The 11,883-nt window shown below is 60.7% G+C and carries 10 protein-coding genes; 2 read left to right on the top strand and 8 right to left on the bottom strand.

What is annotated here, in order from left to right:
- The first annotated feature begins 91 nt into the window (after positions 1-91).
- Together AC1RO0_RS00930 and mazG are read left to right on the top strand one after the other, a co-directional pair.
- The gene (locus AC1RO0_RS00930) at positions 92-679 is read left to right on the top strand and encodes a deaminase (protein WP_498591107.1); all 588 of its coding nucleotides are present in this window, start codon (positions 92-94) and stop codon (positions 677-679) included.
- A 25-nt stretch (positions 680-704) separates the two neighbouring features.
- Entirely contained in the window at positions 705-1,541 is an 837-nt protein-coding gene (gene mazG / locus AC1RO0_RS00925) for a nucleoside triphosphate pyrophosphohydrolase (RefSeq protein ID WP_498591106.1), read from the top strand.
- A gap of 16 nt (positions 1,542-1,557) precedes the next feature.
- Here mazG and hflX read toward each other — a convergent pair whose 3' ends face one another.
- The 8 genes from hflX to dusB form a co-directional block, all read right to left on the bottom strand.
- Entirely contained in the window at positions 1,558-2,889 is a 1,332-nt protein-coding gene (hflX, locus tag AC1RO0_RS00920; RefSeq protein ID WP_498591105.1) for a GTPase HflX, read from the bottom strand.
- A 78-nt stretch (positions 2,890-2,967) separates the two neighbouring features.
- Positions 2,968-3,210: an RNA chaperone Hfq gene (gene hfq / locus AC1RO0_RS00915; RefSeq protein ID WP_007693481.1), complete on the bottom strand. Its 243-nt coding sequence runs from the start codon at positions 3,208-3,210 to the stop codon at positions 2,968-2,970.
- Positions 3,211-3,317: 107 nt separating this feature from the next.
- Entirely contained in the window at positions 3,318-4,181 is an 864-nt protein-coding gene (locus AC1RO0_RS00910) for a D-amino-acid transaminase (RefSeq protein ID WP_498591104.1), read from the bottom strand.
- A gap of 73 nt (positions 4,182-4,254) precedes the next feature.
- Positions 4,255-5,619: a nitrogen assimilation response regulator NtrX gene (ntrX, locus tag AC1RO0_RS00905; RefSeq protein WP_007693479.1), complete on the bottom strand. Its 1,365-nt coding sequence runs from the start codon at positions 5,617-5,619 to the stop codon at positions 4,255-4,257.
- A complete protein-coding gene (locus tag AC1RO0_RS00900) occupies positions 5,609-7,882 on the bottom strand; it encodes a sensor histidine kinase NtrY-like (RefSeq protein ID WP_498591103.1) in 2,274 nt (757 codons plus the stop codon). The genes ntrX and AC1RO0_RS00900 overlap by 11 nt, the downstream gene beginning before the upstream one ends.
- 283 nt (positions 7,883-8,165) lie before the next feature.
- Positions 8,166-9,617: a nitrogen regulation protein NR(I) gene (gene ntrC, locus AC1RO0_RS00895; RefSeq protein ID WP_007693477.1), complete on the bottom strand. Its 1,452-nt coding sequence runs from the start codon at positions 9,615-9,617 to the stop codon at positions 8,166-8,168.
- On the bottom strand, positions 9,614-10,771 hold the full coding sequence (locus AC1RO0_RS00890; RefSeq protein WP_498591102.1) for a two-component system sensor histidine kinase NtrB: 1,158 nt from the start codon (positions 10,769-10,771) through the stop codon (positions 9,614-9,616). Before AC1RO0_RS00890 ends, ntrC begins: the two co-directional genes overlap by 4 nt.
- Positions 10,768-11,796, bottom strand: coding sequence for a tRNA dihydrouridine synthase DusB (gene dusB / locus AC1RO0_RS00885; RefSeq protein WP_498591101.1), 1,029 nt, complete (start codon positions 11,794-11,796; stop codon positions 10,768-10,770). The genes AC1RO0_RS00890 and dusB overlap by 4 nt, the downstream gene beginning before the upstream one ends.
- Between the last annotated feature and the right edge of the window lie 87 nt (positions 11,797-11,883).

Here is an 11,883-nt window from a genome sequence, read left to right as displayed (position 1 = left end):
GCCTGTGGCCAACCGTGTCTATACGTCGTTTGCGCATTCCGCAGCGCCGGCAATGCCGCTAAGCTAATAGAAAATCCTCGGAGTAAGACGCTTGTCCGCAAACACCATTGCCACCCGCCTTCTCGATGTCATGGAACAGGATATCCTGCCGCTGACGCAAAAAGGCGTTGCCTCTGGAAACAAGGTATTCGGCGCGGCGATCCTTCGCAAGTCCGACCTGTCGCTGGTAGTCGCCGAAACCAACAATGAGCTGGAAAATCCGCTCTGGCACGGCGAAGTGCATGCGCTGAAGCGGTTTTACGAGCTTGGCGACAAGCCCGCGACCAAGGATCTGATCTTCCTGTCGACCCATGAGCCCTGTACCATGTGCATGTCGGCGATCACCTGGGCCGGCTTCGACAACTTCTATTATTTCTTCAGCCATGAAGATTCCCGCGACGCCTTCGCGATCCCGCATGACTTGCTGATCCTGAAAGAGGTCTTCGGACTGGAGCCCGGCGGTTATCGCCGGCAGAACGCCTTCTGGAACAGTTTTGCCGTTGCCGATCTGGTGGAAACGGAAAAGGATCCGCTGAAGACGGCGCTCAAGGAACAGACGGCACGCATCAAGGCCGCCTACACCGCTCTCTCCGACAGCTATCAGTCGTCCAAGGGCGACAACGACATTCCGCTGAACTGAACAAGGCCGGACCACAGAGATCTCCATGGAAGCATCACAAGACATATCCCGCCTGATCGAGATCATGGCGGCGCTGCGCAATCCTCAGACTGGTTGCCCCTGGGATATCGTCCAGACCTTCGAGACGATCAAGCCCTATACGATCGAGGAAGCCTATGAGGTTTCCGATGCGATCGAGCGCAAGGATATGGATGATCTCTGCGACGAACTGGGCGATCTTCTGTTGCAGGTAGTCTTCCACGCCCGCATGGCGGAGGAAGCAGGTGACTTCTCCTTCGGCGACGTCGTCGAGGCCATCACCCGCAAGATGATACGCCGGCATCCGCATGTCTTTGCCGTTTCGGACGCAGATACGGCGGGCGCGGTGAAGCTGCAATGGGATCAGATCAAGGCCGAGGAGAAGCGCGAGCGCACAGAGCGCCGGGCAAAACGCGGTATCTCGGAGGATTTCAAGGCCGGTCTCCTCGGCTCCGTGCAGCGCTCATTTCCGGCTTTGACCGAGGCACTGAAACTGCAGGAACGCGCCGCCAAGGTCGGCTTCGACTGGTCCGCGCCTGAACCGATCCTCGACAAGATCGAGGAAGAGATCGGCGAATTGCGGGTCGCGCTTGCCAGCGGCGATAAGGCCAAGGTCAGTGACGAACTTGGCGACCTGATCTTCGCGGTCGTCAATATCGGCCGGCATGTGGAGACGGACCCGGAGCAGGCGCTACGCGGCACCAACACGAAATTCCGTCGCCGCTTCAATCACATCGAGACGACGCTTGAGGCGGCAGGCGAAACGCTGGAGGGAGCTTCGCTGGAGCGGATGGAAGACATCTGGCAGGCGGCAAAGGCGATCGAAAGGCAGCTCGCCGAATAAGGGCGCAAGTCCTTCCCTATTCCCAATCCTCGCGCTGCGGCTTCGGGCCGCGGCCCAAACGCCGCTCCAGTTCCGTCGCTTCCGTCTCGGTCAAGCGTACTTCCAGCTTCACCGTACCGTCCTCGTTGTCCTCACGGCTATCGACGATGGCATGATTGTAAACCCATGACAGCAGCGCCAGCTTGTCGACGGGCAGCGTGATCGTCGTCTCGGTCAGGACACCGGAAAGTCGATGGCTGATTTCGTCCATCAGACGATCGACACCCTCGCCGCTCATCGCCGATACGGCGATAACGTTTTCGGCGGTCGATGCCTTCTGGACGATAGCATCATGCGCCTCCGGCTCCAGACGGTCGATCTTGTTCCAGACTTCGAGGATGCGCTCAGCCCCTTCCGCCTCGCCGATGCCGAGATCCCCAAGGATCCGCATGACATCCGCGCTTTGTTGCTGGTTGTCTTCGTCCGAGAGATCGCGGACATGCAGGATCAGGTCAGCTTCGAGCACCTCTTCCAGCGTGGCGCGGAAGGCGGCGACGAGATGGGTCGGCAGGTCGGAAATGAAGCCGACGGTATCGGAGAGAATGACGGTACGGCCATGCGGCAGCTTCATGCGCCGCAGCGTCGGATCGAGCGTTGCGAACAGCATGTCCTCGGCCAAGACGCCGGCGCCGGTAATGCGATTGAATAGCGTCGACTTGCCGGCGTTGGTATAGCCCACCAATGCTACGATCGGATGCGGCACCTTCCGGCGCTTGGCGCGGTGAAGCTGGCGGGTACGCACCACCTGTTCCAGCTCGCGTTCCAGCCGGATGATCCGCTCCTGCAACTGTCGCCGGTCGGCTTCGATCTGGGTTTCGCCGGGGCCGCCCATGAAGCCCGCGCCACCGCGCTGGCGCTCAAGGTGGGTCCAGCTTCGAACCAGCCGGCCCTTCTGATAGTTGAGATGCGCAAGTTCTACCTGCAGCGTGCCTTCCTTGGTGGAGGCGCGGCGGCCGAAGATTTCGAGGATGAGGCCCGTGCGGTCGATGACCTTGGCGTTCCAGGCCTTTTCGAGATTGCGCTGCTGCACTGGCGTCAGCGGATGATCGACAATCACCAGACCGGCATTGAGTTCATCGAGCAGCGCGAGGATTTCCTCGATCTTGCCGGTGCCAAGCAAGGTCGCCGGACGCGGATCGTTGATCGGTACGATGGAGCCGTTGACAATATCAAGGTCGATCGCTTGCGCCAGGCCCCTGCCTTCTTCGAGGCGGCTCTCGGGTGTGCGCGACGTCGTCACCGTACCATCCGCCTGTGCCGAGCGCGAACGCGCTTGCTTCAGCACAGGCACGATGACGACAGCCCGCATATCATCCCGATGCTTTACGGCTTCCGGGATGATGGAATCATTTTTGGTATCGCGTGTCGTGATAACGGCAAATCCTAGTTAGGATGCGACTTCTTCGCTCTCGAACATCTGCATCGGCTGACCCGGCATGATGGTCGAAATCGCGTGCTTGTAAACAAGCTGCGAATGACCGTCGCGGCGCAACAGGACGCAGAAATTGTCGAAGGACGTAACAACGCCCGTGAGCTTCACGCCATTGATCAAGAAGATTGTAAGTGAAATCTTTTGCTTGCGAACAGTATTGAGAAACAGGTCCTGCAAGTTCTGAGAACGTTCCGCCATCGCGCCGATTCTTTCTTTTTTGCCGACCTAAGCCGGTGCAATATCAAGATATATTGAGGTCTCGGACAGGAGATACCCTCAATCTCTCCCGCCATCGATTGTTGGTATCAAATCGCAGTCTTTTCCGCAACGTCGAAAAAGGCTTCACGAATTTTCTCGGAAACGCTGCCCGGATGGCCATTGGCAATCGCCTCGCCATCGATGGCAATCACAGGAAAACAGATACTTGTGGCCGCCGTGATGAACACTTCGCGGGCCGCCATCATCTCTTCAACGGAGAAGAAACGCTCGATGATGGTGAGCCCGAGCCTGGCCGCGACCTCCATCAAAGTCGTGCGCGTGATGCCCCGCAGAATACCATGCTCGGCCGGGCGCGTGACCAGATTGCCATCGGGATCGACGATCCAGACATTGGTCGCGGCCCCTTCCTTCACCATGCTGTTGTGATCGATATAGATTGCCTCCTGTGCGCCGGCCTCCTTGGCCTGCTGGCGTGCCAGCGCGTTCGGCAAAAGCCCGACCGATTTGATGTCGACCCGGTCCCAGCGATTGTCACGCACGGTGATCGCCTTGATGCCATTGGCATTTTTCTTCGCGATGATGGAGGGATCTGTGCTCTTGGCGGTGACGACGATCGAGGACGGCGTGCCTTCCGGTGGGAAGACATGGTCGCGCCGGTCGACGCCGCGCGTTACCTGCAGATAGAACAGGCCGTTGCGGACGTGATTGCGGCGAAGCGTCTCGCGGATCACATGGATCAGCGCCGCACGGCCCATCGGCCAGGCAATCCGCAGCTCACCGAGCGAACGGTTGAGACGATCGAGGTGCCGGGTCAAATCGACGATCAACCCATGACGGACTTCACACACCTCATAGACGCCATCGGCAAATTGATAGCCGCGATCCTCAACGTGAACCATGGCGTCGCTGTGCTTGACGTAACGACCATTCACATAGGCTATTCTCGGCATGGCGGACCTTGCTCAGAACTTCACGAGACTACGGGCAGTTGTGCGACAGATTGTTGCAGCCGCACGAACCGCATCAGACACCGAGCGACTTCAGCTTGCGATGCAGCGCCGAGCGCTCCATGCCCACGAACTCCGCTGTGCGCGAGATATTGCCGCCGAAACGGTTGATCTGCGCGATCAGATAGTCGCGCTCGAACATTTCGCGGGCTTCGCGCAGCGGCAACGTCATGATGTGATAGTCGTTCTTGGCGGAGACCTTCGGGAGCATGTCGCCGAGATCGGTCGGCAGCATTTCCGCCGTGATCGGTGTGTCCGGGCCATCGGTGCGCGCGAGAATCATCAGCCGCTCGATGTTGTTGCGCAGCTGGCGGATATTGCCGGGCCAATCATGCGCCTGCAGCACCGCCATGGCATCGTCGCCGATCCGGCGAGAACGAATGCCGGCCTGCTCTGAAATCTGCCGCATCAACTGGTCGACGAGGAAAGGAATGTCCTCGCGCCGCTCGGCAAGCGCCGGCACCCGTACGGGCACCACGGCGAGCCGATGATAGAGATCCTCGCGGAACAGGCTTTCGGCAATCCGGCTCTCGAGATTGTAGGCGGTGGACGAGATGATGCGGACATCGACCTTGACCCGCTTCGATCCGCCGACGCGCTCGAACTGCTGATCCACCAGCACGCGCAGGATCTTGTTCTGCGTCTCGCGCGGCATTTCACCGACTTCATCGAGATAGAGGATGCCGCGATGCGACTCTTCCAGTGCACCGATCTTGCGCGGCTGACCGGGCGACCCCTCGGTGCCGAACAGGGCGACTTCCATCCGCTCGGGCGTGATCGTCGCGGCATTCAAGGCAACGAAAGGCCCATTGGCGCGCGCCGACTTCTTGTGGATCATGCGCGCCACAAGCTCCTTGCCGGAGCCGGAGGGGCCGAAAATCATCACGCGGCTGTTGGTCGGGGAGACCTTGTCGATGGTCTGGCGAAGCTGCGAGACGGCGACCGAAGTGCCGATCAGCTCGATGGCATCGCCGGTGCGGCGCTTCAGCTCCGAAACCTCGCGCTTCAGCTTGGAATTCTCCAAAGCGCGCTCCGCAATCAGGATCAGTCGGTCGGCCTTGAACGGCTTCTCGATGAAATCGAAGGCACCACGCTTGATGGCGGAGACGGCGGTTTCGACGTTGCCGTGACCGGAGATCATCACGACCGGCAGGTCTGGATGGCGCGCCTTGATTTCGTCCAGCAGCGCGAGCCCATCGAGCTTGCTGCCCTGCATCCAGATGTCGAGAAAGATCAGCCTCGGCGCCCGATCGGAGATCGCCGCGAGCGCGCTGTCGCTGTCATGGGCGGTGCGGGTCTCATGCCCCTCATCCGAAAGAATTCCCGAAACGATTTCGCGAATGTCTTCCTCGTCGTCCACCACGAGAATATCAGATGCCATAAACGCTTTCCTTGTCACTTGCTGTCTGGGCGACGATGGCTTGCTCACGGCGCGGCAGATGCACGCGGATCATGGCCCCCCTGCCCTGGTCGAAATCGGCGGGAGCATCGTGCAGTTCGAGCTGCCCGCCATGGTCTTCAATGATCTTCTTGACGATCGCGAGCCCAAGGCCAGTGCCCTTCTCGCGCATCGTCATATAGGGTTCGAGAATGCTGTGCCGGTTCTCGACCGGCAGGCCACGACCGTTGTCGACGACATCGACCGTGAAGCGGTCGCGTTCGGTATCCAGCGACGCGCGCACGAGGATTTTCGGCTCCTCGCGGGCCTCGTCGCTCGGCACACCATCGATCGCTTCGACAGCATTCTTAATGAGATTGCCGAAGGCCTGGCCGAGCATGCGCGTGTCGAACATGCCCTCCAGCCGCTCTTCTCCGAGTTCGCGCTCGAACTTGACATGGCTGTTGCCCATTTCGCGCAGGAACACGGCGTCGCGCAGGATATCGCGCAGATCGCTCGGCTCCATGGTCGGCTTCGGCATGCGGGCAAAGGACGAGAATTCATCGACCATCCGGCCGATATCGCCGACCTGCCGGATGATCGTGTCGGTGCATTGATCGAAAACGGGGCGATCAGCCTCGGCGATATTCTTGCCAAAACGACGACGGATGCGCTCGGCAGATAACTGGATCGGCGTCAGCGGGTTCTTGATCTCATGGGCGATACGGCGGGCGACGTCGGCCCAGGCGGTCGAACGCTGGGCGATGACGAGATCGGTGATGTCGTCGAGGGTGATGACGTAGGATTCGTTCGTATCGCGCGTTTCCTCGCGCGTCACCTGCACGCTGAGCGTCCGTACCGTGCCGCCGCGCACCAGACTGATCTGCTTGCGGAAATCATTGCGATGCCGCGAGGTGGCCTCGGTCACGACCTGCTCGACCTCCGGGGCAATCTCGGCGAGGTTCTTGCCGACAAGTTCGTCGCTCTTCAGGGACAGAAGCTCTTCGGCCGACGTATTGGCGATGGTGATCCGCCGATCATGCTCAACGCCGATGACGGCAGCGGTCACGCCGGAAAGCACCGCTTCGATGAAGCGGCGGCGGTCATCCACCTCGTCCTTGGCTTCGAGGATCTCGTCGCGCTGGGTACGGATCTCGGAGATCATCTTGTTGAAGGTGCGCGACAGGCTGCCGACGTCGCCATCAGCGGCGCGCACCGGCACCAGTACGTTCATGTTGCCGGAGGCGACATTGTCGGCAGCGCTGATCAGCAGCCGGATCGGTCGAACGATACGGTCAGCCACCGCGATTGCGGTCCAGATTGCCGCCAGAAGCACGATCAGGGCGAAACCGATGTAAAGTACGGCAAAGGCGATCTGCAGGGACATGCGCCCCTGTTCCATCGCCTTGTATTCGGCCGTGTTATCCTCGACCATCCGCATAGCGTTCATGACGCGCGGATCGACGGCGCGGACCGTATAGAGGAAGGCACCGGGAAGATCGTCGAGCTTGATGATCGCGCCGACGAGGTTGGTAACGCCGGGAGGGATAAGCGTCGGCTGGCCATCGGCCGAGGCGTCGAGCGCATCCTTGGGGATTGCCGGCAGCGGACGCTCTGTCTTGACATCGGCCTGGACGATCGCCGTACCGTCGCGGCGTACCAGGAAGGCGCCGAGCAGGCCGCGGCCCTTGGCCTGCCTGGTCATCAGATCGGCGAAACCGGTGCGATCGAGGCTGTAGAGCGAGCGGTTGCGTTCCAGATCGTTCGCCATGGACACGGTCTGGCCCTGAAGATAGCTGGCATTCTCCATCAGATAGGCCTGCGCGACGTTTTGCGAGGAGCTGATGATCTGCTGCGTGCGCAAAGCGAACCAGCGGTCGAGGCCGACATTCAGCGTCAGGCTGGCGACGATGGCCACGAGGATCGCGGGCGTGATCGCGACGATGGAAAAGAGAACGACAATGCGGATATGCAGGCGTGCTGCGGCACGGCCTCGGCTGCGCGCCTTGACGAGACGCGCGACCTCGCGCCCGATCAGGGCAATCAGGCCCAGAACGAACAGGCCGTTGATCACGACGGAGGTAAAGACGACCGAGGATGTGGGGGCAATGGGCGTCAGGCCCAGAAGTACCAGAAGCGTGGCAATCGCGCACGACAATGCGCCACCGGCCAGGATCAGGCCAGGAAGAGCGAAGGACGCACGACGGTCCGTCACCTTGACAACCGCCTCGTCGCTCGCCGCCGCCGACACCGCGTCCTGCTTCATTCCCAATATCTCCAGGCACAGGCGACGGTCGGCGCCTTGGCCTAATTGCAATCAGCACTGTTTCAGCGGCAGAGCGCAGCAGGCAAGGGCGGCATTGCCGCCCGGTTTCGCATCAACGCGAAACCCCTGCTTAAAATTATCGATACAACAGCCTGAAACTTCTGAACAAATTCTACTTGCGCAGGAGTCTTGCCGATGAATCGCTACCGCAAAAACCGCGAACCGGCTGCGTGACCTTTAAGCAACGCATTGTGGCGAAAATGCAACGCATCTGATCACATTGTCAAGCCGTGCGGGAGCTCCGATAGACGGAAACACCCAGTTCTCTGATCTTTTTGCGCAGCGTATTGCGATTAAGGCCAAGCAGGTCCGCAGCCTTGATCTGATTGCCGCGCGTGGCGGTCAGCGCCGCAAGGATCAGCGGGTACTCCATTTCGGTCAGCACGCGATCATAAAGACCGGGCGGAGGCAAATTGTCGCCGAAGCTGGAGAAATAACTGCGCATATTCTCCTCGACAGCCTGCGCGATCGTCATGGTGCCGGTCCGCACCGGTCCCTTCTCGATAGGGCTATCCGGTACGTCGGCGCGCAGTTCCGAATCGATGATTTCGCGGGTGATGACATCCTGCGGATAAAGCGCCATCAGGCGACGGATGAGGTTTTCGAGCTCGCGCACGTTGCCCGGCCATGGATAGGCCTTCATCAATTCCAGCGCTTCCTGGTCGAACCGCTTGGAGCCGAGCCCTTCCTTTTCCGCCTGGGTGATAAAATGGCGAACGAGATCGGGGATATCCTCGGCGCGGTCGCGCAGCGGCGGCAGGCGCAGCGGCACGACGTTGAGGCGGTAATAGAGATCCTCGCGGAAGAGGCCCTGATTGATCGCCTGCTTCAGATCCTTGTTGGTGGCGGCAACGATGCGAACGTCGGTGCGGATCGGCGTGCGACCGCCGACCGTCGTATATTCGCCTTGCTGCAGCACGCGCAGGAGACGTGTCTGGGCATCCATCGGCATGTCGCCGATTTCGTCGAGGAACAGCGTGCCGCCCTCGGCCTGCTCGAAGCGGCCGGTCGAGCGCGTCTGCGCACCGGTAAAGGCGCCCTTCTCGTGGCCGAACAATTCCGATTCGATCAGGTCGCGCGGGATCGCGGCCATGTTGATGGCAACGAAGGGGCCGTTGCGGCGCTTGCCGTAATCGTGCAGCGCGCGGGCGACAAGCTCCTTGCCGGTGCCGGATTCGCCGGTGATCATCAACGTCAGGTCGGTCTGCATCAGACGAGCCAGCACACGGTAGATTTCCTGCATGGCGGCCGAGCGGCCGACCAGCGGCATGCCGTCCTGCATATCGTCATCGAGCTTGGCGGGCTTGCGCTTCGGCTCCGACAGCGCTCGACCGATGATGGCGATCAGCTCCGTCAGGTCGAACGGCTTCGGCAGATAGTCGTAGGCGCCCTTCTCCGAGGCCTTGATCGCCGTCATGAAGGTGTTTTGCGCACTCATGACCAGGACAGGCAGTTCCGGCCGCGCCTTCTTGATGCGCGGCAGAAGGTCGAAGGCGTTTTCATCCGGCATGACAACGTCGGTTACAACGAGGTCGCCTTCGCCGGCGGAGACCCAACGCCAGAGCGTGGCTGCGTTGGATGTGATACGCACATCGTAACCGGCGCGGCTCAAGGCCTGATTAAGCACGGTACGGATGGCTGCATCGTCGTCGGCGACAAGGATCGTGGCTGTCATCGAGTAGTCCCTGTAGAGTTCGGAAAGGGGGCGTCTTCAAGTGTGATGCCTTTGGAGGCCGGCATCAGAACCCGGAAAGTGGTGCGATGGTTCTGACTGTCGCATTCGACGATGCCGCCATGGTCACCGATGATCTTGGCCACAAGCGCCAGGCCAAGACCGGTTCCGTTCGTCTTCGTGGTGATGAACGGGTCGAAGAGGTGCGGCAGGAGATCGGTCGGTACGCCCGGGCCGTTGTCGATCACGCAGAATTCGAGCGGCAGCGAGATTTTCTCGCGCGTGCCGGCGACGGAAAGGCGGATACCCGGGCGATAGGCGGTCGTCAGCATGATCTCGCCATCCGGCTTATCACCGATGGCCTCGGCGGCATTCTTCACCAGATTGAGGAAGATCTGTACGAGCTGATCCCTGTTGGCATAAACCGCCGGCAAGGATGGGTCGTAGTTTTCGCTGAACTTGATGTTGCGTGCAAAGCCAGCCTTGGCAACAGCCTTCACATGATCGAGCACGGAATGGATGTTGACCGGGACACGATCAATCGGACGCTCGTCGGAAAAGACCTCCATGCGGTCGACCAGCGAGACTATACGGTCGGTTTCGTCGCAGATCAGCCGCGTCAGCGCGCGATCGTCATCCTCCACCGACTGCTCCAGCAACTGGGCAGCGCCGCGAATGCCGGAGAGCGGGTTCTTGATCTCATGCGCCAGCATCGAGGCAAGACCGGTCACCGAGCGGGCGGCGGCGCGATGCGTCAGCTGCCGGTCGATCTTGTCGGCCATGGAGCGTTCCTGAAAGACGACCACCACGGAACCTGGCTCGCTCGAAACGGGCGCGACGTAGATATCCACGAGCTTGTCCTGGCCGAGACGCGGCGAGCTCAGATCGACACGATATTCATTGACCGGCGCACGGCGTTCGCGCACCTGATCGATCAGCGCCAGCAGCGGGCTCCCGAAGGGAATGAAGGCGGAAATCTCGTAGCGTGCCAGATGCGAGGCGCTGGCGCCGAAGAATGCCTCGGCCTCCCAATTGGCAAAGGCGATCAGGCCGGCCTCGTTGACCATGACGACCGGATTCTGGATCGCGTTGAGAACCGCCATGGCCACGGCGCCACCCGTATGCTCGGCACCGCCGGAATTGGATTTCGAGCTCATGCGGCCTCCGGGAGGCTTCGAGCGAGATCGGACCCGGCCTGTAGCGCCGCATGCAACAAGGCGGCCGCCTCTTGGCTGTCTTTCGAAGTCATGATTCTTGCCTTTTCAGCACCATTGATGGTGGGAGCGTAACGATCCAGATACCAGCCGAGATGTTTGCGGGCATGGCGAATGCCAACGGCCTCGCCATAGAAATCCAGCATCATCCGGTAATGTTCGAGAGCGATGTCGGCGATCTCGCTACGATCCGGCTCGCGATGACCGGCAAGCACGCCCGCATGCCACGGCCGCCCCTGACAGCCGCGTCCGACCATGACCGCGTCGGCACCGGAACGGCGAAGTATTTCGCTCGCGTCTTCCGGCGTGTCGACATCGCCATTGGCAACGAGCGGGATGGAAATGACATCACGCACGGCGCGGATCGCATCCCAATCCGCCCTGCCCTCGTAAAACTGCATGCGCGTGCGACCGTGGATGGTCACCAGCTGGATACCGGCCTCCTCGGCGCGGCGCGCGATATGCGGCGCATTAATGGAATTTTCGTCCCAGCCGAGCCGCATCTTCAGCGTCACGGGGACATTGACCGCCTTGACGGTCGCCTCGATCAAGCCCAGCGCGTGATCCGGATCGCGCATCAGGGCCGAGCCGGAATAGCCGCCGATCACCTTCTTGGCGGGACATCCCATGTTGATGTCGATGATATCGGCGCCGTTGTCGGCAGCGATCTTTGCCGCCTCCGCCATCCAGTGCGCCTCGCGTCCGGCCAGTTGCACCATATGCGGTTTCAGCCCCGCACTCTTCAGACGCGCCCAGGATTCGGGGGTGTCCTGCACCAGTTCACGGCTCGCGACCATCTCGGTCACGACCAGGCCGGCCCCATAGCGCAGGGCCAATTGCCGGAACGGCAAATCGGTTACGCCCGACATCGGCGCGAGGATCACGCGATTGCGGATGGGCACCGGGCCAATGGAAAACGGGGCTGCAAGCTCGGACGGAAGCAAATGATTATCTTTCAGGCACACCATGCATCTGCACTATTTTTAGACAGTCTTGAGAGGCTTGCCAAGAGGTTTCGGAGAATGCCGATATTTTTTGGGCAAATGCTGGAAAAT

This window comes from Rhizobium sp. GW821-FHT14E12 (genome assembly GCF_058803745.1).
Note: the sequence above shows the minus strand (reverse complement) of the source record. Positions and strands in the feature narration are given on the sequence as shown.

Coding starts and splice junctions, on each gene's coding strand:
- dusB (WP_498591101.1), bottom strand. CDS start 11,796: ATGGTGTGCCTGAAAGATAATCATTTGCTTCCGTCCGAGCTTGCAGCC.
- hfq (WP_007693481.1), bottom strand. CDS start 3,210: ATGGCGGAACGTTCTCAGAACTTGCAGGACCTGTTTCTCAATACTGTT.
- ntrC (WP_007693477.1), bottom strand. CDS start 9,617: ATGACAGCCACGATCCTTGTCGCCGACGACGATGCAGCCATCCGTACC.
- hflX (WP_498591105.1), bottom strand. CDS start 2,889: ATGCGGGCTGTCGTCATCGTGCCTGTGCTGAAGCAAGCGCGTTCGCGC.
- AC1RO0_RS00900 (WP_498591103.1), bottom strand. CDS start 7,882: ATGAAGCAGGACGCGGTGTCGGCGGCGGCGAGCGACGAGGCGGTTGTC.
- AC1RO0_RS00890 (WP_498591102.1), bottom strand. CDS start 10,771: ATGAGCTCGAAATCCAATTCCGGCGGTGCCGAGCATACGGGTGGCGCC.
- AC1RO0_RS00910 (WP_498591104.1), bottom strand. CDS start 4,181: ATGCCGAGAATAGCCTATGTGAATGGTCGTTACGTCAAGCACAGCGAC.
- ntrX (WP_007693479.1), bottom strand. CDS start 5,619: ATGGCATCTGATATTCTCGTGGTGGACGACGAGGAAGACATTCGCGAA.
- mazG (WP_498591106.1), top strand. CDS start 705: ATGGAAGCATCACAAGACATATCCCGCCTGATCGAGATCATGGCGGCG.